This is a genomic window from Phenylobacterium sp. (assembly GCF_016793285.1).
Taxonomy (GTDB): domain Bacteria; phylum Pseudomonadota; class Alphaproteobacteria; order Caulobacterales; family Caulobacteraceae; genus Phenylobacterium.
This window is the reverse complement of record NZ_JAEUMO010000092.1, coordinates 13,073-33,671: the sequence shown is the minus strand read 5'-3', so window position 1 is coordinate 33,671 and position 20,599 is coordinate 13,073. Positions and strand designations below refer to the sequence as shown.

The following is a 20,599-nucleotide window of genomic DNA, read 5'->3' as shown; positions in this document are numbered from 1 at the left end:
CGGATCGGGTGGAATCGTCGGGGGTGCTCCCATGGCGACATTGACGGAAATGGTGGCCGCGGTGGTCGTGCATTCCTCCGCCGCCGCGTTCTCGCACTTCGGCGTGACCCTCGACCATCCCGTGCTGGAACAGCGCCCGCCCGCCGAGCAGCGGGTGGTGGCGCGCACGCCGCGGCAGGCCGCGAACGCGCGGCGCGAGCCGGCGCGGGTCGAAAAGGCGGCGGTCTGCCCCGACGCCCAGCGCACCCGCCTCATCAAGGCCTGACATCTCCGCGACATTCCGCCGTTTCGCGCCCGAATCCGGGCCTCGGCTGTTTGCGTCGGTCCGCGCCGCAGGTAATCCTGCGGGCGTGAAGTTGCGGCTGTCGGGGGCAGTCGGACCTGGACGGAGCGCGAGCCGTCGGGTCTCGTGAGCGGAAGGTCCAGGGCGTTGTTCTCGAAGCGGCAAAAGCCGGCGGATTTCGGATCCTCCCAGGCGCTGGACGCAGCCGGCCCGGCCGCCCCGGACGACGGCGTCGACCTGCCGCTGACGGAGGCGGTCGGCTTCCGTCCCATCGACCGTGAGAGCGAGCAGGCGGTGACGGCGCCCAGCGCGCGCGCCGCGGCGCTGCGCCGCGAGTCCGAGGCGGCGGCGCAGGGCTATGTCGCCCGCCTGGAGGCGGCTGCGCCGGCGCCGGCTGGCTGGCCCATCTGGCTCACCGCCGTGGCGGTCGCTGGGCTGTGGGCGCTGGCCCCGATCGCGTTTGCGGTCGGCTACCGCAGCAATGTCGCCCCGCTGCAGAACGACGCCTTCGCGCTCGCGGTCTTCGCGCTCCTGGCGATCGGCCCGGCGGCCTTCGTCTTCGGCGCCGCCTACATGATCCGCCAGGGTCAGAAGCTCTCGTGGGAGGCCCGCCGCGCCAAGGCCGCAGCGGAGGACATGCTGGCCCCGGCCCTGGTCTCCGCCGCTCGCGCCGGCGACGTGGCCCAGGCCGTGCGCGACGAGATCGCCCGCGCCGGGCAGGCCGCGGAGGAGGCCCGCGAAACCATGCTGGCGATGCGCGACGCGCTGGCCTTCGAGACCGACAAGCTGACCGGCGTCACCGCCCAGTCGGTCCGCACCGCGCAGGAGCTGGCCGCGACGCTGGGTCGCGAGCGCTCCGAGATGGGCCAGCTCGCCCAGACCCTCGACGCCCAGTCGACCAGGATCACCGACGCGATCGTCGAGCAGGCGAAGATGGTGGGCGAGGCGGCCGGCGTCGCCGACGCGCAGATCCGCGAGGCCGAGACCGCGCTGGCCGCCCGCGCCGCCGACCTGGCGGCCGCCGCCGGCGACGCCAGCAGCGCCGCGCGCGTCGCCGGCGAGGACCTGACCCGCCACATCGCGCGCCTCGAGACCGCCGGAACCGGCGTGGCCGACCAGGTGAAGGCGGTCGAGACCGGCCTTTCCGAGCAGCGCGCGGCGCTGGTGGGCCTCAGCCAGGCCCTGAAAGGCGACCACCAGGCCTTCGCCGCCGAGGCCGAGGCCCATGCCGCGAAACTGGGCGAGTTCATCGAAACCACCCGCATCTCGGCCGGCGAGATGGCCGAGCGCGCCACCGCGGGCGGCGAACACCTGCGCCGGCTGATGGGCGATGCGGCGCTGCAGTTCCGCGACCTCGCCGAGACGGCGAAGGCCGAGCGCGAGGAGTTCGGCCAGTCGACGCTGCAGAGCCTGGAGGCGGTCTCCGCTGCCGCCGCCGAGCAGCGCGCCCACCTGGAGGCGATGACGCGCACCGCCATCGACGGCCTCGCCACCGCCGCCGAGGAGACCCGCGAGGCCGCCGCCCGCCACGCCGCCGCCGCGCGCGAGCAGGTCGACCACCTGTCGGAGGCCGCCTTCGCCGCGGGCCAGAAGGCCAACCAGGCGTTCGAGGCGCGCCTGGAGGAGGCGAAAGCCCTCATCGAACAGTCGTCGAAGATGGTGGAGGACGCCGGCGCCACAACGGCGAAGCGTCTCGCCGACGGCGCCGCGGCGGCCCGCGAAACGCTGGACGAACTCGCCGCCATGCTGGCCGAGCTCGAGGCGCGGGCGTCGCAGCTTCCCGTCGCGGCGGCGGGCCAGGCCCGGCAGGTCCGCGCCGCCGTCGCCGACGGGATGGACGAACTGATGGCCCAGGCGCGACGCACGGCGGAGGAGGCCCAGGCCATCGACGCGGCCTTCCAGGAGCGGGTTCGCCGCAATTTCGAGATGCTGAGCGAGGCCGTGCGCCTGATGGGCGTCGCGGCGGTCTCTCCGCCGCCACCGGCCGCCCTTGCCTCAGCGCCCGCTCCCGCTCCCGCCGCCGCCCCGCCGCCGCCCGCGCGGAAGGCCAGGGCGGTCACGGCCCCGCCGCCCGAGGAGGAACCGCTGGAGCTGTCGGAGCCTGCGGACCCGACCGAGCCGCCCGGCGCGCTCGCCGACCGTCTGGGCCTGAAGAGCCGCCTGCGCTTCACGCCCACGGCCACCGACCGCGAGTTCTCGGCCGTCTTCCAGGCCGCCGCGGGCCTGCCCGCCACGCAGACAGATGCGGACGCCGACGACGGCGAGGACAGCTCCGGCGACGACACCTGGACCTGGAAGGACCTGCTGGCCTCCCTCGATGGCGCCGACGGCGAGGGCGAGCGGCTGGAAGAGACCCTGGCGGCGGAGCTGGCCCGCATGGGCGTCGATCCCGAGAAACTCCTGCCGCTGGCCCGCATCGAGGAGATCGCCGCGGCCGTCCAGACCGGCGACGTCGAGGGCGCCCGCGAAGTGGTGAAGAAGCTGGCGCCGGCCGCCACGCGCCGCATCGCGCGCCGCCTGTTCACCGACGAGGACATCAAGCGCAAGACCGAGGTCTACGTGCGCCGCTACAAGACCCTGGCGGACGATGCGGTCGCGCGCGACCCCGCGGGCTTCGTGCTCGCCAACATGCTGGCCGCCGAGGCGGGGCGCCTGTTCCTGCTGCTCGATGCGGCGGGCGGGGACATGATCTGAGCGGGGAACCCGCCCCACCGGCCCGGGCGTTCAGCGAGGCATGACCCACGACCGCGACCGCGCGCACAAGGCCTGGCGGCGGGCCGAGCGCATCAGGCAGCTCTCGGACCGCGTGATCGGCGTCGGCCCCTGGGGCCTCGGCATCGACGGCGTCCTGGCCTGGGCGCCGGTGGCCGGCACGGTCTACTCCGTCGGCGCGGCGGCCCTCCTGCTGTCCGAGGCCATCCAGGCCGGCGTCTCGCGGGGCACGCTGCTGCGGATGGGTGCGTATCTGGGCCTCGACAGCCTCGCGTCCGGCGTCCCGATCGTGGGCTGGGCCTTCGACACGCTCTTCACCGGCCACGCCTTCGCCGCGCGCGCCCTGCAGCGGGACGTCGAGAGCCGCCATGGCCGCCCCGCGCACGACGCGGACCGCGAGCCTGTTCCCGCGGCGGAGCGCGTGGCGAGCACGCGACAGTAGCTTTCGGCGTCCCACAGGATTTACCATGCCGTCCCTGGAGTGGAGGGTGTGATGTCGCGTCTCATCGTGAAGCTTGCCTGCGTCGCGTCGCTGTTCTTGGCCGGTCCCGCGGCGGCCGCCACAGTGGTTTCGACGGCGACGGTCGACTTCACCTACGCGCTCGTGGAGTCGCTGTTCCTTCCGCAGTACTCCGGCCCCGGCACGATCACCGGCGTCAGCTTCTCGTTCGTCGGCAGGACGTCTCAGTTCAAGGACGTGTCCGCGGGCGACGATCCGTCGGTCCGTCCGGCCGAGGACGTGAGCTGGACCGTGTTCCTGACCGGGCCCGGCGTGGACGATGGCGGCGGGGGCACGAGCTTCGACCTCATCGGCACGGCGGCGATCGACACGCGGTATCCTGAGACCTCGCTGCCCGGCGGCGACCCCAGCGACCTCGTGACGGTGGTCACCCCGCTCGTCGACTTCACGATCCTTGGGTCGGACGGGACCTTCGGCCGCTACGCCGGCTCGGGCCTGAACGAATTCCTGATCTCGGTGGAGCTCGCGGGGGTCGGAACCAGCCTCGAAGGCACGCTCACCCAGACCGTCACGATCGCCGGCGTCCCCGAGCCGGCGGCCTGGGCGCTGCTGATCGTCGGCTTCGGCCTCACCGGCGCGGCGCTGCGGCGGCGAGTGCAAGGGCCCGTAAACCTGCGCCGGGGCACAGTGCGCGCCGGGAGTTGACGGCGGGCGGCCGCCCGCACAGGAAGGCGCGCATGAAGATCCTGATTACCGGCGGAGCCGGATTCATCGGCTCGGCCGTCGTTCGGCGCGCCATCGCCGACGGCCACCAGGTGGTGAACCTGGACGCCCTGACCTATTCGGCGAACCTCGAGAACGTCGAGGGCGTCGCGAACGATCCCGGCTATGCCTTCGAGCACGTCGACGTCTGTGACCGGCCCAGGCTCGAAGCCGTCTTCGCCAGGCACCGGCCCGACGCGGTGATGCACCTGGCGGCGGAAAGCCACAACGACCGCGCCATCGAAGGCCCGCTCGACTTCGTGAAGTCGAACATCACCGGGACGGCGGTGCTGCTGGAAGTCGCCCGCGCCTGGTGGAACAGGCTGGAGGGGCCGGCGAAGGACGCCTTCCGCTTCCATCACGTCTCCACCGACGAGGTGTTCGGCGCCCTGGGCGAAACCGGCGACTTCACCGAGGAGACGCCCTACGATCCGAAGTCGCCGTACTCGGCCTCGAAGGCCGCCGCCGACCACCTGGTCCGCGCCTGGGGCCATACCTTCAAGCTGCCGGTGGTGATCACCAACTGCTCGAACAACTACGGTCCGCACCAGTTCCCCGAGAAGCTGATCCCGACGGTGATCACCCGCGCGCTCGAGGGCAAGTCGATCCCGGTCTACGGCGACGGCCGCCAGGTGCGCGACTGGCTGCACGTCGACGATCACGCCGAGGCGCTGCTGCTGGTGCTGCAGAAGGGCCTGCTGAACGAGACCTACTGCATCGGCGGCGACGCCACGAAGCGCAACATCGAGATCGTGAGGGCCATCTGCGCCCACCTCGACAGGATGGCGCCGGCCAACACGTCGCACGCCGACAAGATCGCGTTCGTCACCGACCGGCCGGGCCACGATTTCCGCTACTCGATCGACTCCGCCAAGCTGGAGCGCGAGCTGGGCTGGAAGGCCCGCATGCCGCTGGAGCAGGGGCTCGAAGACACCGTGCAGTGGTACGTCGACAACTACGGCTGGGTCGAGCGGATCCGCGAGCGCGGGTTCCATTCCGACCGCCTCGGTCTGGTGAAGGCGTAGGGGCAGGGCGATGAGGAAGGGTCTCGTTCTCGCCGGCGGCGCCGGCACCCGGCTGCACCCGCTGACCATGGCGACGTCGAAGCAGTTGCTGCCCGTCTACGACAAGCCGATGATCTACTACCCGCTGTCGGTGCTGTTCCTGGCCGGCATCCGGGAGATCCTGCTCATCACCACCGCAGAGGACCAGGCGGGCTTCATGCGCCTGCTGGGCGACGGCTCGCGGTTCGGCGTGCGGTTCGAGTACGTGGTCCAGCCCCATCCGGGCGGCCTGGCCGAGGCCTATCTGCTGGGCGAGGACTTCGTCGGCGGCCAGCCCTCGACGCTGATCCTCGGCGACAACATCTTCTTCGGGCAGAACTTCGTGCAGATGCTGAAGAACGCCGACGCGCGCGCGGACGGGGCCACGGTGTTCGGCTATCCCGTGCATGATCCCGAGCGCTACGGCGTGGTGGAGCTGACCGCCGACGGCCGCGCCGTCTCCATCGAGGAGAAGCCGGCGAACCCGAAGTCGAACTACGCGGTGACCGGCCTCTACTTCTACGACGGCCGCGCCAGCGAGATCGCCAAGACGCTCGCGCGCTCGGCCCGCGGCGAGCTGGAGATCACCGCGCTGAACGACGTCTACCTTCAGGAAGGCGGGCTGCACGTCGAGCTTCTGGGCCGCGGCTTCGCCTGGGAGGACGCCGGCACCCACGACAGCCTCATCGGCGCCGGCGAGCTGATCCGCGTCTTCGAACAGCGCCAGGGCCTGCGCATCGGCTGCCTCGAGGAGATCGCCTTCGAGAACGGCTGGATCGACCGGGACGAGCTGCTGAAGTCGGCCGAGGTGCAGGGCAAGAGCGAATACGGCCGCTACCTCCGCGAACTCGCCACCCGCGGCGACTGATCAGGTCGCCACGAGATGCGCGGCGCGATGGCCTCGATCGCGACGGGACTCGCCGCGCTCTCGGCACTTGCCCTGGTCGTGGGGCAGGGCGGCCGGTTCAACGACTTCCTCGACCTGCCGAACCATTTCGCGCCGCTGACGACCGCGATGGGCGGATTGGGAGGCGCGGCAGGCTGGGCGCTTGGGCGTCGCCGAAGCCGCCCGTTCGCTGCCGCTTGTGGGATCGTAGCCTTGCTGCTCGGCGTCGGGCTGCTGGCGCCCGAGTACGCTGCGGCCCCGCAGACCGGGCCATCCGGAGGCGAACGCTTCCGCATCATCCAGTTCAATGCGCTCGCCGACAATCGCCGCGCCGACGAGGCGGTGACCTGGATCCGGTCGCAGCGTCCTGACGTCATAGTTCTTGAGGAAGGAGGCGTCGTGCGCCGCAAGCTGCTTGCGACAGGCGACTACTACGTAGCCTGCCGCGACTGCCTGGCCTCGATCCTCTCGCGCCGTAAGCCGTTGAGCGACAACGCTGCCGAGCCGCGCGTCGGGTGGTCGCCGTCAGTCTCGGTGGCGTCGTTTGCGGACGCGCGCGGGCCCTACACGGTGGCCGGCATGCATCTGGCCTGGCCTGTACGGCCGCGGGTCAACCGGGAAGAGTTCGCTCGCGTGCTGAGCCGCCTCGACGGCCTGCCGCGTGACCGCATGATCCTGGCTGGCGACTTCAATTCGACGCCTTGGTCGTTCGTACAGCGCCGCTACGACCGCCAACTCGGGCTGGAGCGCCGAACGCGCGGTGTGTTCAGTTGGCCGGCTGAGCGGGTGAGCCATAATCGGCTTCCCGCCCTCGCGCCGTTCCTGCCGATCGACCATGTCTACGCGGGCTCGGGCTGGCGCCTCGTCGAGGTCGCACGCGGCCCGCGGCTGGGCTCGGATCACTACCCCGTCTTGGTCACTCTGGCCCCTGTCTGACCGTGGCGCGGCCTGGCCCGTTGTTTGCAGGTTTTGCCTCGCGCCGATTGGCGTGTCCCAAGATTCCGACTAATCGGAGGGCGGATGCAGTTGTCTGAGGTGGGCCGCGTGACGAAGGAAGCCCTATGGGAGGGGTTTGCCGCCTCGGCGGCTCGTTTTCCGGACCGCCCAGCCCTTGCTGTCCAGGGCGAAACTCTAAGTTATCGCGAACTCGAAACCCGGGCCAAGGCTGTGGCCGCCACGCTGGCCGAGTTCGATCCGGGCGGCGTCGAGCTGACGGCCGTCTTCGCATATCGTTCGCGCACGGCCTTCGTGGGCGTGCTGGGTGCGCTGCTCGCGGGTCACGGCTATGTGCCGTTGAATCCCAGCTTTCCGATCGAGCGCACGCGGGCCATGTTCCGGCGCTCCGGTTGCCGGACGCTCATCGTGGACGCCGCCTGTCAGGCGCAACTCTCCGGCCTCCTGGACGAGGCCGAGCCGGGCGTTGTGGTCATGGCCCTCGACGCTGACGACGTAGCGGAGCTGAGGACTCGCTGGCCGGCCCACGTCTTCCTGAGCGCCGCGGAGCTGAAGAGCGCAGAGGCTTGGCGCGCGCCGGTCACCGATCCGAACGCGATCGCCTACTTGCTCTTCACCTCGGGCAGCACGGGCATCCCCAAGGGCGTGATGGTCGCCCACCGCAACGTCGTCGCCTTCATCGACTACATGGTCGACCTCTACGACCCTCGCGAGACCGATCGTTTCTCGCAGATGTTCGACATGACCTTCGATCTGTCGGTCTTCGACATGTTCGTCTGCTGGGAGCGCGGCGCGATGCTGTGCTGCCCCTCGCAGAAGACACTGATCAAGCCGGGCCAGTTCATCCGCGAGATGGAGCTGACCATCTGGTTCTCGGTCCCCTCGACCGCAATCTTCATGAAGCAGCTCGGCATGCTGAAGCCGGACCGTTACCCATCGCTGCGCCTCTGCCTGTTCTGCGGTGAGCCGCTGCCGGCGGCTTCCGTGGTCGCCTGGAGCGAGGCCGCGCCCAACGGCGTCATCGAAAACCTCTACGGCCCGACCGAGCTCACCATCGCCTGCACCCGCTACCGCTGGGACCGCGAGCGCTCGCCGGCTGATTGCGAGATGGGCATCGTCCCGATCGGCGACCCCTATCCGGGCATGCAGGTGCTGGTGGTCGACGAGGCGCTGAACGAGGTCCAGCCCGGCGAGACCGGCGAACTGTTGATGGCCGGCCCGCAGATGTCGCTCGGCTACTGGAACGATCCGGACAAGACGGCCGCGGCCTTCGTCACGCCACCGGGCCGCGACCAGGTGTTCTACCGCACCGGAGACCGGGTGCGCCGGACGGCCGGCGGCCGCCCCATGACCCACCTCGGGCGGGTGGACTTTCAAGTCAAGGTGATGGGCTACCGCGTCGAGCTCGGTGAGATCGAGCAAGCGATCCGCGACGCCACCGGCCTCGACGGCGCCGTCGCGCTGGGGTGGCCCGCGACGCCGAGCGGCTACGGCGGCGTCGAGGCTTTTGTCGAGGGCGGCGGCGAGGGCGGCGTGATCCGCGATGTGGTTTCCAAGCGCCTGCCGGACTACATGACGCCGCGCCGCATCCACTTCCTCGACAGGATTCCTAGGAACGCCAACGACAAGTTCGATCGGGGCGCACTGACCAAGATGCTCGAGGAGGGACTATGAGCGCTGTGACCGCAGACGATGTGCGGGCCGTCCTGGCTGAGTTTCTGAACGCCACGCATGGCGACGGCGCCTACTCGCCCGCCGATCTGGCGGACGACTGCGACCTCCTGCTGTCCGGCATGATCGACTCGCTGGGCATGCTCTCGCTTGTGGAAACGCTGCAGCAGCGGTTCGGGGAGGAGTTGGACTTCGAGGAGCTCGATCCTGAGGACATGACCGTCGTCGGCCCGCTGGCGAGCTTCGTTGTCGAGCGGGTCGCGGGTTGATGAGCCGACCGTCGGCGCCTCCACACGTGATGGAGGACTTCCGAGGCGGATACGAAGGTCTCGCCGAGGCCGTGCAGGCGGCCTGGGCCGATGTCGACCAGGCGCTGCTCTACACGCCTGATTTCCTTCGCTCGATGTTGGCCTACCCGGGGGCCGGGCCCAGGCTCGCGCCGACCCTCTATGACGGCGAGACTCCGGTCGGCTTCGCGGCGGGGCTACCGCGGCCCGCGGAATGCGGCGGGCGGCCGCTCAGCGTGGTCGTGGGGTCGTTCTTCAGCGTAAGCCCGACGCGCCGAGGAGAGGGCATCGCCTTCGATCTGATGGCGGCGCTGATCGAGCGCGCCCGCGCAGAGGGTCACGACGCCACGCTTCTCTACTGCGCGGACGGCGGCGCGATGAACGGCGTCGTCCAGCGTTGCACAGACGCGATGGCCGTGCCGACGGCCCGCGTGCAAAGCGTGCGCTTCATCTCGCGCATCCTGTTGCCGAGAAAGGGCGAGGACGGCGGCGAGGCCGACGATCCGATGCTCGCGCCGGCGCTGGCCGATCTGGCGGCTCGCGCGCCGAAGGCCGACTTGCGGCGCCGCTGGACGGTCGAGGAGGCCGACTGGCAGGTCAACCGGCGCGAGGGCGCTCTGGCCGTGCGTCTGGCGCGCGGTCCACGTCAGGGCGTGCTCGCCGGCTACGTTCAACAGGTCGCCGAAGGTGATCGTCCACTGTGCCTCTTCATCGACGACATCCTCTGGGGCGACCTGGAGGCCGGGGAGCGCAAGGAGCTGGTGGCCGCATTCATCGCCAAGGCGCGCCTGCGTGGCGCGCGTCTGGCGGTGGCGCCGCAGACCGGCTGGGCCGACCTCACGCCTTTCGCGGAAGCGCACTTCAAGCCGTCCGCGCGTGTGCTGCATGCGTATCTGTCGAGCTGGAACAGTGACGTTCGTCCTGAGTCGAATCTGGGCTCGATGTACATGGACGTGTTCTGAGGGGCTGCGGCGGATGACCGAGGAGAAGCTGCGATACGGCTTTCGCGAGGCGAACCGCTGGCGCGGATTCTGGAACCGCGTCTATCAACTGATGGCCAGGTTCCTGCCGGGCGGCAGCGGCATGCGGGTCAAGCTGCACCGCGCACGCGGCGTCACGATCGGCGACAACGTGTGGATCGGCTACGACGCCATCATCGAGACGAACAAGCCGTGGCTCGTCGAGATCGGCGACGACGTGCTGATCGGCATCCGGTCGACGATCATCGCGCACTTCCGCGAGTCGGCGGGGGTGAAGATCGAGGCAGGCGCCTACATCGGGGTCGGCGCGATCATCATGCCCAACGTGGTTATCGGGCGTGGGGCGGTGGTGACGGCCGGGAGCGTGGTGACGCGCTCGGTGCCGCCGCTGACCATCGTGCAGGGCAATCCGGCCGTGGCGATCGCCCGGACCGAGGTTCCCATGGGTTTTCTTGGAGTAAAGGAATTCGCGCGCAAGGTTCGACCGCTCGGCGCACCGGGTGCGAAGGCGGCTCAGAAGGCGCCGACGCCCCCGTCTGCCGGGCCGGAAGGCTGATCGCAGTTGGTGCGACGCCTGAACAGATTTCCGGGCGAGTTCCTATACTGTAGCATCTCATGATTGACCCCTCGGGGAGGGGACGGAGGGACACTTGAAAGCGACGAAGCTGTTTGCGGCGGTGGCCGTGGTGGCGGCGATGGGGCTCACGGGCTGCGACCAGATCAAGAAGCTGGCTGGGGGCGGCAAGGCCAAGGGCCAGGTCGTGGCGACCGTCGACGGCGAGGAGATCACGAACCTCGAGCTTCGCGCCGAGCTCGGGAACTTCGGATCGCGCGATCCGGCCGTGATGAAGGCCGCCCAGCAGCAGGCGCTGCAGCGGATCATCATGCGCCGCCTGCTGGCCCAGAAGGCCAAGGACGAGAAGCTCGACAAGACCACCGACTTCACGCTGCAGATGAAGCGCGGCGAGGAGACGCTGCTGGCCCAGCTCTACCAGCGCAAGCTGGCGGCCAAGCTGGCCCAGCCCAGCCGCACCGAGGCCGAGGCCTTCGTGTCGTCTCACCCCGAGATGTTCGCGAACCGCCGGGTGCTGTTCGTCGACCAGGTCATCGCCGCGCCCAGCAAGATCACGCCGGACCGGCTGCGCCCGCTCAAGACGCTGGGCGAGGTCAAGGCGCTGCTCGACAGCGAGGGCGTGCAGTACCAGGAGAACGCCGCGGTGCTCGATACGCTGTCGGCCGATCCGCGCCTCGTCGCCGGGATCAACAACCTGCCTCCGGGCGAGATCTTCGTGATCCCGCAGGGCGGCGCGCTGCTCTTCAACCAGGTCTCGTCCAGCCGCTCGGCGCCGCTCACCGGCACGGTGGCCAACGCCTACGCCATGAACGCGCTCCGCGGCCAGAAGGCGCAGCAGAGCGTCGGCAAGCAGCTCGCCGACCTGCGCAAGGCGGCCGAGCCGAAGATCACCTACAACCCGGCCTTCAAGCCGCCGCCGGAGAAGAAGGCCGCCCCGGCCGCGAAGGCTCCGGCCGCCGCCGCGCCTGCCGCGGCCCCGGCGGCCGCGGCCCCGGCGACGCCCGAGGCCAAGTAGCCGGCTCGCAGTCCCGCGAAGGATCGCAGACGAAAAAGGCCGGCCCCGCGGGGCCGGCCTTGTTCTTTGTGCCGTGAACGGTCCGATCAGGAGGCGGTGGCGGCCCGGGTCGGCTGGGATTGCGCCTGCGGCTCGCGGTTCAGGTTGCGCTGGGCCCAGATCATCCAGATGAGCGTCGGAAGGCCTTCCTCGACGAACGCGTAGCGCTGCGAGGGCCCGTCGCCCGGCGACGGCTTCACGAGTCCCTCGGCGACCAGCACCTCGACAGCCTCCTGGGCCTTGCGGGCGGTGATCTCGTTGCTGCTCTCGAGGTCGGCGCTGTCGAAGACGCCGTCGGCGGCCAGCGCCGCGCGCGCGGTCATGGCCAGGGCGTCCTGGCGGCCCTGCTCGAACAGGCGGCGCACGCGCGCCTGCGCCGGCGTCGGGATGCGGCCCTGGAACTCCAGGATCGCGCGGTCCACGGCGTTGGCGACGTCGGCCGGCGAGACCGTCGCGCGGCCCTGGTCCAGGGCCGCGTGGCCGGCGTGGTGGCAGATGAGGTTGGCGATATAGGGCGATCCCCGGGCCACCTCGACGACGAAGGCCCCTGCGGGCGTGTCGAACTTCAGGTCGGCCTCGCGCTCGCCGTTGGCGACGATCTGCATGACCTCGCCTTCCGACATCTTCGGCACGCGCAGCGCGAAGATGTTGCGGCGGATCGACGGGATGTGCTCGACCAGCTCGGTCAGGTCGGCGGCCACGCCGGCCAGCACGAGCTGCACCCGGCCCAGGCGGTCCGACAGGTTCTTGATCAGCTCGGCGACGTCGCGGCGGAACGAGCCCGACTCGGCGCGGTCGAATTCGTCGAGGATGATCAGCACCCGCGTGCCGGTGAGCTTGGCGCACAGATCGCCGAACTTGCGCGGCGAGAGCGGCTCGCTCGGCAGCAGGTCGGCGAGGGTCGAGCCCTTCTCGGTGACCTCGGCGGTGGGCGAGAAGCCCGAGTGGAACAGAAGCGGGATCTCGGCGGCGGCCGCGCGGAACGTCTCGTCGAAGTTCGAGTTCGCGCCGCAGGACGTGTAGACGACGATGTAACGCGCCTCGCTGGCGGCCTGGCTGAGGACGTGGAGCAGCGAGGTCTTGCCGATCCCGCGTTCGCCGTACAGCACGACGTGCAGCCGCTGGTCCTCGATCGCGCGGATGATGGTCTTCAGCGTGTCGTCGCGGCCGGCGAACAGGCGACGATCCGCCACAGGCTGCGACGGCGTGAAGGCATGGCGCAGCTTGGCGCGGACCAGGGCGAAGCGGTCGCCGCCGCGGCCGCTCATCTGGTCGCTGGCGGTGGTGTTGAAGCGCGGCAGGCCGCCGCCCTCGTTGCCGCGGCGGTGCGCCTCGCGGATCAGCGGCTTCACGACCGCCGTCGGCAGCGCCTCGGCGCGCGCGGCTTTCGCGGGGGTCTTCCGCCTGAAGGGATTCCAGCCTGCCAAGATCGCTCTCCAATGTCCGCGCGCGCGTTCGCCTACAGACGCCCTACGCACGCGATCAGCACACGGACGCCTTAGTGCCCCGGTGCTGCCTTCTGTTTGCTTAATGCCACGCCGGGGCGGAATCGCCGAGTTGCATCCGGATTGCATCCAGGAGGCGGCCGCATCCGTCTAATGGTTGGTTAAGCTTCTCGCCACGGGGGCCGGGACGTGGTAGGTACGGCACGAATTTTGCGGTTTTCGTGGCGGGTTGGCCCATTTCGGGTCTCTCCGCGGCCTGAAGGGCCTGCAAAATTTGTGGCGTTTTCTGGCAATAGGGTCCTTCAACTCGCCTGCCAGGGGAAGGTGGATGACAGGGATTTCCGCCGCCTCTAGGGTGAACGACAAGTTAAATGGGGTGCTGAAATGAAAACTCTTACGAAGCTTCTCGCTGGCGCCGCCGCCGCTCTCTCGATGAGCGCGGCTTCGGCTCAAGCGGCCGTGTTCATCGGCATTTCGCTCGATGGCGGCGCGACGATCTCGAACGTCTTCTCGGATCTCGACGACGGCACGTTCAACTACGCCCGTGACTGCACGAACGTCGCCGACTGCGGTGGCTTCGAAACCGTCACTGTCCGTGGCGACGCTCCGCCGCGCCCGGGCATCCTGCACAGCGACGCGGTCGATGTGAACGCCCGTAACACCGGCGGCGCCTCGATCGTCGTGTTCGTGACCCGTACCGACCTGACTCCGCTGAGCGCGAAGCAGTACCAGTCGTACACCACGAACAACGTCGGTGGCCCGGTCAGTTCGGACCTGTCGACCCTGGTCTCCGCGAGCAACCAACTGTTCGCCGGCACCCAGATCGGTGGCTTCAACAACAACACGAACGGTTCGGCCAACCTGAACCTGACGACGTTCTTCGACTTCAGCGCGCCGGGCACCTACTCGGTCACGCACAAGTACATCATCACCGCGCCGAACTCGCCGAACTCGCAGCGCAGCGCGTCGCCGACCATCGGCACGGCCGTCCCGGAACCGGGCACCTGGGCGCTCATGATCCTGGGCTTCGGCGGCGCCGGTGCGGTGCTCCGCACCCAGCGTCGCAAGCTGGCCACGGCCTGATCGCGACATCCAGTACGGATTACGAACCGCCGCCCCCCAGGGCGGCGGTTTTCGTTTGGGCGTTCTCAACGGTTTGCGTACATCCTGCGGTCCAGAGCCGAACGTCGCGGCCAGGAGTTCTTTGCGCAGATGAAGCTCGGGCACATCTTCGACGTGCTGTGGGGGCGTCGCGTGGTCATCCTGGCCTCGACGCTGGCCTGCCTTGCCGGCGGCCTTACGGTCCAGATCACCTCGGTGCCACGCTATGAAGCTTCCGCCCGGGTCATCCTCGACTACGTGAAGCCCGACCCGGTGACCGGGGCGCAGGTGCCGAACAAGATGCTCAACGCCTACGTCAATTCCCAACTCAGCTTCATCCGCGACTACCAGGTGGCGATACCCGCAGTTGAGTCCCTGGGCATGATGGACAACCCGGACCTCCTCGACGCCTACAACGCGCTCCCCGACGGGAAGCCGGAGTACCCGATGTGGGTGGCGCAACGGATCATGGGTGCGTTGAACGCCGTGCCGGTCGAAGACAGCAGCATCCTTGAGATCCGCTACCGCGCGCCGGATCCACAGGCCGCGAAGGTCGTCGTAGAGGCCGTCCGGGAGGCCTATGTCCAGGGGACGATCGCACAGCGAGCGATCTCGTCGCAGGCTGGCGCCGACAACCTCATGGCCCGTGCGGAAAAGGTCTCGGCCGAACTCAAGCAGGCGCAGGACCGGCAGACGGCTCTCGAGAAGTCCACGGGCATCGTGATGCAGGAAGGCAAGAAGTTCGACGTCGACAGCGCGCGCCTCAAGCAGATGCTGCGGCTCGACGGTCGAAGCTACGTGAGCCAACCCTACTATACCGCGGCTTCGGTGCGCCTGGCGGAGGCCGAGTCGGCGCTCACGGAAGCGAGGCGTGTGCTGGGGCCCAACAACCCGGCGCTGAAGACGCTGGAAGCCCAGCGCGACCAGCTCAAGCTGAACGTCGACAGGATCGGCTCAGGCGATCAGCAGATGGCGGCAATGGTGGCGACACGTGACCGGCTGGCCGCCCAGCTCGCCGACGCGCAGAAGTCCAAGGTGCTGAGCCAGCGTGTCGACGTGATGAAGCTGCGGCTGATGCAGGATGAGATCGACGGCTACACGTTCCAGATCAATGAGATGCTGAAGCAGGCCGCCGAACTGCGCCAGATGTCCACGGCCAAGGAAACGAGCATCACGCCGCTCGGGCCGGCGAGCGCCAAGCCGAAACCGGTGTTCCCCAACCCGCTGCTCATCCTCGGCGGATCGGGCGCGCTGGGCCTGGTGCTGGGCGTTCTCATCGCCGGGATGACCGAGCTGATGGCGCGCAGGGTCCGCAGGGCGGAAGACCTTCAGGTCGCGGCCGAGGCGCCGTTGTTCGGCCAGATCCCGACGGCGCCCCAGGTCCGCCGCAGGGCTGCGGCCTGGATGCGGCGACGGCCTTGGCGTCACCGCCGAGCCGTCGCGGCTTGATGCTCCGCCCCGGGAGCAAGAGGGATGCGAGGCCCGAGAAGGCGCGCAAACTGCGGAAGGATCGCGCGCGCCCGGTCGCCCAGGTCGCGCCCAACGCTCGCCTGTCCGACGGCGAGTACGAATTCTCGCCCAATCTCGTCGTCCTGTCTGCGCCGCACTCCAGGCAGGATGACGCGTTGCGCGAGTGCGCCGACGCCGTGGTCAGCCGGCATGTCGAGGCGGGGCGCCGCGGCCTTGTGATGTGCGGCGCGGCGCGTGGCGCGGGAGTCAGCTTCGTGGCGGCGAATCTGGCCGTCGCCATGGCCGACAGGGGCGTATCGACGCTGCTCGTCGACGCGAACCTCAGGCAACCCTCCCTGTCGGACTACATCCGGCCGTCCGCCGTGCCGGTCAGTCTGGAGGCGCACCTGCGATCGGGCGAAGGCGAGTTCATCGACCTGATTCACGAAGACGTCCTTCCGGGTCTCTCCCTGACCTATGCCGGCGCCGCCGTTGCCGACTCCCAGGAATTGCTCACAGGCGAGCGCTTCCACGCGTTCGTCCGACGCGCGATGCGGGAGTTTACCTGCCTCGTGGTCGATACGCCCCCGTCGAACCGCTCGGCGGATGCCCGCGTGATCGCGGCGGCCGTGGGTTACGCGATGATCGTGGCGCGTCGCAGCACCAGCTACGTCGACGACGTCGCGAAGCTACGGCAGGAACTTGTTCAGGACGGCGCGGTCGTGGTCGGAACGATCCTCAACGGGGCGTAGGGGCGTCGCTCGCAACCTGGGAGGCTGAGGCCTGCTCGGCCTTCCTGGCCCGGTACGACGCGGCCACGATGGCCCCCAGCATCATGAAGATCAGCGGGTGGTTGGCGTCCTGGCTGAAAACCGACTTCACGATGATGAAGTTGATGATCGTCACCGACAGCGGCACGAGGAGCCGAAGCTCCTGGTCGAGCCGTGACGAGATCACCGTTCGCGCGCCGACGAACGCTCCGCGCGCCAGCAAGCCGAAATAGACGATGAAGCCCAGCACGCCGAGTTCCAGGAGCACGCTGAGGAAGTAGGAGTCGATCGTGATCACCCCTGCGCCGTTGGCGAAGCCGAGTTCGTCGGCGCCCCGCCCGAGGCCGTAGCCCAGGGGGTTCCGGATGATCTTGGGGATGCCCATGATCCACTGGTCGATGCGGCTCTCGGTGCTCGCCCGCTGCGAGCCGTCGCCCCACACCTGGGCGCGCAGGCGGCCGATGAAGAACGTCGCGGCGACAAAGCCCGTGAAGATGGCCGGATAGGCCAGCGAGATCGCCGGACCGAAGACGCTGTCGCGGTTCTGGCGCCAGCGCAGGAGCGCCCAGATCAGCAGGTAGAAGATCACCGAGGCCAGCGAGGCGACCACGCCGAGACGCGAGTCGGTCAGGAGGATCACGTTGACCGTGAAGGGTATGTAGGCCGCCGCCGCCACGCGCATCCAGAGCGGGTAGCGGTCGAACAGGAAGTGCATGGCAAAGGGCATCGACATGCCGAGGATCTCGGCGAGGCCGAGCGGCGTGGTCGCCGTGCTATGCACGCGATAGATGCCCGTCGACGCCCGCGCCCGCGGCGACAGGATCCGCTGCACCGCCTCGTCCTCGACCTTGAGATAGGAGGGGATGTGGCCCGCCCACGGCAGGAGCTGCAGCCGCCACTCCCAGAGTCCGAAGAGGGAGAGGATCACGAGCATGATGAGCAGCATGCGCACCCACTGCTCGAGTAGACGCTCGCGGGTGAAGACATAGCAGGCGGCGAAGAAGATCGCCGTCTGGTTCACCTGCGCGATTATGAAGCGATTGAGGCTCTGACCGGGGTCCGAAGACAGCGCGATCGTCAGAGCCTGAATGAGGACCAACAGAGCAAGAAGTTGCCACAGGAGTTTGTCGGTGCTGACGATATCCTTCATCTCGGTTCGGAAGCGCTTCGACACGGATACGCAGATCAGCATCACCAGCACCAGCGGGACACCGATGATCCGCAGCAGCGTCAGCCACGGGAGGCTCGGGAGCGCGATCGCCAGGTAGTTCGGCCAGAGCACCATCGCGGCGAAGAAGGCGATGAACAGCGGCTCGATCAGCTTGGTCGGCGCGTAGTCCCCGGGGGGCAGCGCCCAGATCGTGAGACCTGCCAACACCACGATCGGGACCGTGAACGGCATCATGCGCGCCGGAGCGGACACCCCGAACATGAAGCCATAGGCGAAACAAGCGAGCGCGAGCGCCGCGAGCAGCAGGAGGACCAGCGATCGCCTCGGCGCGCGCTTGTAGCCGGCGAGCAGGGGGCCGTCATCGATCGCGCCCTTGTCCGTGTCGGCGGAAGGGCGGCCAAGCCGGCGGAACGGTGCTGTGAGGGCCCGGATCATCTGGCGGTGGGCCAGCGATAGTCCGGCGTCGGCGGCAGGACAAGCGCCGGACCCGGGGAGCTACGCATCGGCCGCAGCCCGCCGCGTCAGGCCGCCGATGACGCCGTCCAGGAAGTCCCGCAGTTCGCGCGGATCGGTGGTGGCGAGCACGGGCGTCCGGGTCTTGGTCTCGGCGAGCGCGGCGCGCAGGTCGTCGACGTTACGGGCCTGCAGCACGAGGCCCCGCTGCACGAACGCGTCGGTGATCTCGGCCTGGTGGTCGTCGTAGTGCTCCCCGAGCTCGGCAAGCCGCGGCATGGAGATCACGTGGCAGCCTTCGCGCAGCGCGGTGATCAATGAGCCGGTGCCGCCGTGGCACACGACGACGCGGGCCTTCTTGAGGAGTTCCTGAACCTCGTCGAAACCCAGGGTCTCGACCACGCGCAGGCCGTCCGGCCTGCGGCCGCCGACCCCCGTCTGGATCAGGACCTCGTCCGAAAGCGTGCCGTCGGCCACCACCGCGGCCACGGAGTCCACGAGCCGGTCGAAGGGGAGGGTGGCGCCCACAGTGGCGAACAGGAACGCGTCCTTCGGCGGCGCCGCCTTGTCGAGCATGCGGAAGGGATCGAACACCTTCGCGCGCGGGTAGAACGGCGCGAGCTTGGCAGACTGCACGACGAGATCGTGCGCCAGCGGCGCAGCCATCCGTCCGAACAGAGACGGCGCCTCGAAGCGGGCGAACGATTCGATCACCACGACGCGGGCGCCGATCAGTCGCCCCCAGAGCACCGCGAAGATCACCGCGCCGGCCCCGGTGCTGATCACCAGGTCCGGCCGCTCGCGCAGCATGATTGCGGCCGAGCGGAAGAAGCTCGCGAAGGCCAGCCCCAGCATGCGGAACACCGAGCCCTGCTTGGCCTGGCCCCAGGCGAAGTGAGGTACGAAGTGGGTGCGGTGGTCGCGCGCGAGGCTTGCGCCGAGCGCGGTGTCCTCCGTGACGAAGAAATGGTCGTACTCGCCCCAGACCGGCTGCAGGTCGAGGAGCTGGCGCACATGACCTCCGCCCGACGCCGCCAGGCAGATACGGAGGCCGGACTTCGCGGCGGTCGGTTCAGCGGTTCCCATCGGGGCGTATTTCCCGGTAAGTGCCGTAAGGAATGGTGAACGGTTGGCGACCTAATGCACGGCGACCGGGGCGTCTGGCGAGGATGCCTTGCCGGTGCGACGGGCGTTCGGGAGCTTTGGCGTAGAGCGAATGGGGCAGTCCGGCGCGACCTCACCGACCGTCGCCCGCGTGCTTCGGGGCGAACTCTGCTCGGGGTGCGGCCTGTGCGCTTCCGTGGCCGGGCCCGCCATCCGGATGGAGCAGCCCGCGCCCGGCTATGCGCGACCCGCGCAGTCGGGCGGCGTCACGCCCGAGGCCGAACGGATCATCGCCGCCTCGTGCCCCGGCGCCGTCGTCGCGCCATGGACCGGCGTCGCGCCAGAGATTCATCCCTACTGGGGGCCCTGGCGCAGAGTGCTCACCGGGCACGCCACCGACGAGACGGTCCGTTTCGAAGGATCGTCGGGTGGCGCGATCTCGGGCCTGCTCATCCATGCGCTGGAGACCGGACTGATCGACCGTGTCGTGCATGTGGCGGCCGCCGAGGGCGACCCGACCCGCAATGCGACCGTGGTCTCGCGCACGGCGGCCGAGATCGTCCGCCGCGCGGGCTCGCGCTACACCGCCTCCTCGCCGCTCGCGGGCCTCGAAGCCGAACTTGCCGCCGGCGGGGCGTTCGCCGTCGTCGGCAAGCCGTGCGACGTCTCTGCGCTGCGCCAACTGGCGCTGAGGGACCCTCGCGTCGGACGCCACGTCAAGGTTGTCCTGTCGTTCTTCTGCGGCGGCATCCCGAGTCATGACGGCGTGCGGCGCATCCTGAAGACCATGGGCGTCGCCTTCGAGGACGTGCGGGCCTTCCGGTTCCGGGGGCGCGGCTGGCCGGGGGACTGCGTGGCCGAGACCGACACGGGCGAAGGGCGGATGTCGTACCCCGACAGTTGGGGTGGGCACCTGTCGAAAGAGGTGCAGTTCCGCTGCAAGATCTGTCCCGATGCCGTCGGCGGCGCCGCCGACATCGCCTGCGCCGACGCCTGGTATGGCGACGACGACGGCTATCCGGCCTTCGACGAGCAGGAGGGCCGCAGCCTGATCGTGAGCCGGACCGAAGCCGGTGAGCGGCTGCTGAGCGCCGCCCTGGGCGCTGGCCGCCTGGACGCCGAGCCGGTCCCGGTGAACGAGATCGACGCGATGCAGCCCTCGCAGGCGCGCCGCAAGCGGTTGGTGCTCGCGCGCACGCTGGCGCTGCCGTTGGCGCTGCAGCCGCGGCCGCGGATGGCCGGCCTCAAGGTTCTGGAGGCCGCGCGCCGGGCGCCCCTGGTCGAGGCGTTGCGCAACTTCGTGGGAACCCTCCGCAGAACGATGCTCGGGCGCAGGAGCCGGCTTTAGAGCGGCGCCTCGGCCAATGGCGGCGGGCTACAAGTGGACGATCTTAGCTGCTAGTTAGCAAAACGCAGCGCAAGTAAGGCTAATGGCCGGAG

19 protein-coding genes are annotated in these 20,599 nt (G+C 69.5%); 16 read left to right on the top strand and 3 right to left on the bottom strand.

Annotation, left to right across the window (positions count from 1 at the left end):
* Positions 1-31 precede the first annotated feature (31 nt).
* From JNL41_RS09675 to JNL41_RS09620, 12 genes are all read left to right on the top strand, one after another.
* Positions 32-265, top strand: coding sequence for a hypothetical protein (locus JNL41_RS09675; protein ID WP_293474392.1), 234 nt, complete (start codon positions 32-34; stop codon positions 263-265).
* A gap of 165 nt (positions 266-430) precedes the next feature.
* On the top strand, positions 431-2,977 hold the full coding sequence (locus tag JNL41_RS09670; RefSeq protein ID WP_293474391.1) for a polar localization protein TipN: 2,547 nt from the start codon (positions 431-433) through the stop codon (positions 2,975-2,977).
* A gap of 40 nt (positions 2,978-3,017) precedes the next feature.
* Positions 3,018-3,437 carry a DUF4112 domain-containing protein gene (locus JNL41_RS09665; RefSeq protein ID WP_293474389.1) on the top strand — a complete coding sequence of 140 codons (420 nt, stop codon included), beginning with the start codon at positions 3,018-3,020 and terminating at the stop codon, positions 3,435-3,437.
* Positions 3,438-3,488: 51 nt separating this feature from the next.
* On the top strand, positions 3,489-4,160 hold the full coding sequence (locus JNL41_RS09660; RefSeq protein ID WP_293474387.1) for a PEPxxWA-CTERM sorting domain-containing protein: 672 nt from the start codon (positions 3,489-3,491) through the stop codon (positions 4,158-4,160).
* A gap of 32 nt (positions 4,161-4,192) precedes the next feature.
* Entirely contained in the window at positions 4,193-5,242 is a 1,050-nt protein-coding gene (rfbB, locus tag JNL41_RS09655) for a dTDP-glucose 4,6-dehydratase (protein ID WP_293474385.1), read from the top strand.
* Between the two features lie 10 nt (positions 5,243-5,252).
* A complete protein-coding gene (gene rfbA, locus JNL41_RS09650; RefSeq protein WP_293474384.1) occupies positions 5,253-6,128 on the top strand; it encodes a glucose-1-phosphate thymidylyltransferase RfbA in 876 nt (291 codons plus the stop codon).
* A 27-nt stretch (positions 6,129-6,155) separates the two neighbouring features.
* The gene (locus tag JNL41_RS09645) at positions 6,156-7,082 is read left to right on the top strand and encodes an endonuclease/exonuclease/phosphatase family protein (protein WP_293474383.1); all 927 of its coding nucleotides are present in this window, start codon (positions 6,156-6,158) and stop codon (positions 7,080-7,082) included.
* Between the two features lie 84 nt (positions 7,083-7,166).
* Positions 7,167-8,774 carry an amino acid adenylation domain-containing protein gene (locus JNL41_RS09640; protein ID WP_293474382.1) on the top strand — a complete coding sequence of 536 codons (1,608 nt, stop codon included), beginning with the start codon at positions 7,167-7,169 and terminating at the stop codon, positions 8,772-8,774.
* Positions 8,771-9,040: a phosphopantetheine-binding protein gene (locus JNL41_RS09635; RefSeq protein ID WP_293474380.1), complete on the top strand. Its 270-nt coding sequence runs from the start codon at positions 8,771-8,773 to the stop codon at positions 9,038-9,040. Before JNL41_RS09640 ends, JNL41_RS09635 begins: the two co-directional genes overlap by 4 nt.
* A gap of 29 nt (positions 9,041-9,069) precedes the next feature.
* Entirely contained in the window at positions 9,070-10,020 is a 951-nt protein-coding gene (locus tag JNL41_RS09630; protein WP_293474394.1) for a GNAT family N-acetyltransferase, read from the top strand.
* Between the two features lie 13 nt (positions 10,021-10,033).
* A complete protein-coding gene (locus JNL41_RS09625) occupies positions 10,034-10,594 on the top strand; it encodes an acyltransferase (RefSeq protein ID WP_293474378.1) in 561 nt (186 codons plus the stop codon).
* A gap of 94 nt (positions 10,595-10,688) precedes the next feature.
* The gene (locus JNL41_RS09620) at positions 10,689-11,627 is read left to right on the top strand and encodes an EpsD family peptidyl-prolyl cis-trans isomerase (protein WP_293474376.1); all 939 of its coding nucleotides are present in this window, start codon (positions 10,689-10,691) and stop codon (positions 11,625-11,627) included.
* A gap of 86 nt (positions 11,628-11,713) precedes the next feature.
* On the opposite strand, the gene JNL41_RS09615 is transcribed toward JNL41_RS09620, so the two are convergent.
* Positions 11,714-13,093 carry an AAA family ATPase gene (locus JNL41_RS09615; protein ID WP_293474374.1) on the bottom strand — a complete coding sequence of 460 codons (1,380 nt, stop codon included), beginning with the start codon at positions 13,091-13,093 and terminating at the stop codon, positions 11,714-11,716.
* Between the two features lie 450 nt (positions 13,094-13,543).
* Here JNL41_RS09615 and JNL41_RS09610 point away from each other — a divergent pair, with 450 nt between their 5' ends.
* From JNL41_RS09610 to JNL41_RS09600, 3 genes are all read left to right on the top strand, one after another.
* Positions 13,544-14,194, top strand: a complete 651-nt coding sequence (locus JNL41_RS09610; RefSeq protein ID WP_293474372.1) for a PEPxxWA-CTERM sorting domain-containing protein — start codon at positions 13,544-13,546, stop codon at positions 14,192-14,194.
* A 129-nt stretch (positions 14,195-14,323) separates the two neighbouring features.
* On the top strand, positions 14,324-15,661 hold the full coding sequence (locus JNL41_RS09605; protein WP_293474370.1) for a Wzz/FepE/Etk N-terminal domain-containing protein: 1,338 nt from the start codon (positions 14,324-14,326) through the stop codon (positions 15,659-15,661).
* The gene (locus JNL41_RS09600; RefSeq protein ID WP_293474368.1) at positions 15,658-16,413 is read left to right on the top strand and encodes a CpsD/CapB family tyrosine-protein kinase; all 756 of its coding nucleotides are present in this window, start codon (positions 15,658-15,660) and stop codon (positions 16,411-16,413) included. The genes JNL41_RS09605 and JNL41_RS09600 overlap by 4 nt, the downstream gene beginning before the upstream one ends.
* Here JNL41_RS09600 and JNL41_RS09595 read toward each other — a convergent pair.
* Together JNL41_RS09595 and welK are read right to left on the bottom strand one after the other, a co-directional pair.
* Positions 16,400-18,037, bottom strand: coding sequence for an O-antigen ligase family protein (locus JNL41_RS09595; protein WP_293474366.1), 1,638 nt, complete (start codon positions 18,035-18,037; stop codon positions 16,400-16,402). The genes JNL41_RS09600 and JNL41_RS09595 overlap by 14 nt on opposite strands.
* A 60-nt stretch (positions 18,038-18,097) precedes the next feature.
* Complete coding sequence (gene welK / locus JNL41_RS09590) at positions 18,098-19,141, bottom strand: beta-1,4-glucuronosyltransferase WelK (protein WP_293474364.1); 1,044 nt, start codon at positions 19,139-19,141, stop codon at positions 18,098-18,100.
* A gap of 130 nt (positions 19,142-19,271) precedes the next feature.
* On the opposite strand from welK, the gene JNL41_RS09585 reads away from it, so the two are divergent.
* The gene (locus JNL41_RS09585; RefSeq protein WP_293474362.1) at positions 19,272-20,507 is read left to right on the top strand and encodes a Coenzyme F420 hydrogenase/dehydrogenase, beta subunit C-terminal domain; all 1,236 of its coding nucleotides are present in this window, start codon (positions 19,272-19,274) and stop codon (positions 20,505-20,507) included.
* Positions 20,508-20,599 lie beyond the last annotated feature (92 nt).

Bases quoted from the DNA above. Each gene is read 5' to 3' on its own strand.
- JNL41_RS09625 (WP_293474378.1), top strand. From the start codon at position 10,034: ATGACCGAGGAGAAGCTGCGATACGGCTTTCGCGAGGCGAACCGCTGG.
- JNL41_RS09665 (WP_293474389.1), top strand. From the start codon at position 3,018: ATGACCCACGACCGCGACCGCGCGCACAAGGCCTGGCGGCGGGCCGAG.
- JNL41_RS09610 (WP_293474372.1), top strand. From the start codon at position 13,544: ATGAGCGCGGCTTCGGCTCAAGCGGCCGTGTTCATCGGCATTTCGCTC.
- rfbA (WP_293474384.1), top strand. From the start codon at position 5,253: ATGAGGAAGGGTCTCGTTCTCGCCGGCGGCGCCGGCACCCGGCTGCAC.
- JNL41_RS09605 (WP_293474370.1), top strand. From the start codon at position 14,324: ATGAAGCTCGGGCACATCTTCGACGTGCTGTGGGGGCGTCGCGTGGTC.
- JNL41_RS09595 (WP_293474366.1), bottom strand. From the start codon at position 18,037: ATGATCCGGGCCCTCACAGCACCGTTCCGCCGGCTTGGCCGCCCTTCC.
- rfbB (WP_293474385.1), top strand. From the start codon at position 4,193: ATGAAGATCCTGATTACCGGCGGAGCCGGATTCATCGGCTCGGCCGTC.
- JNL41_RS09640 (WP_293474382.1), top strand. From the start codon at position 7,167: ATGCAGTTGTCTGAGGTGGGCCGCGTGACGAAGGAAGCCCTATGGGAG.
- JNL41_RS09675 (WP_293474392.1), top strand. From the start codon at position 32: ATGGCGACATTGACGGAAATGGTGGCCGCGGTGGTCGTGCATTCCTCC.
- welK (WP_293474364.1), bottom strand. From the start codon at position 19,141: ATGGGAACCGCTGAACCGACCGCCGCGAAGTCCGGCCTCCGTATCTGC.
- JNL41_RS09645 (WP_293474383.1), top strand. From the start codon at position 6,156: ATGGCCTCGATCGCGACGGGACTCGCCGCGCTCTCGGCACTTGCCCTG.
- JNL41_RS09660 (WP_293474387.1), top strand. From the start codon at position 3,489: ATGTCGCGTCTCATCGTGAAGCTTGCCTGCGTCGCGTCGCTGTTCTTG.
- JNL41_RS09630 (WP_293474394.1), top strand. From the start codon at position 9,070: ATGGAGGACTTCCGAGGCGGATACGAAGGTCTCGCCGAGGCCGTGCAG.
- JNL41_RS09585 (WP_293474362.1), top strand. From the start codon at position 19,272: ATGGGGCAGTCCGGCGCGACCTCACCGACCGTCGCCCGCGTGCTTCGG.
- JNL41_RS09635 (WP_293474380.1), top strand. From the start codon at position 8,771: ATGAGCGCTGTGACCGCAGACGATGTGCGGGCCGTCCTGGCTGAGTTT.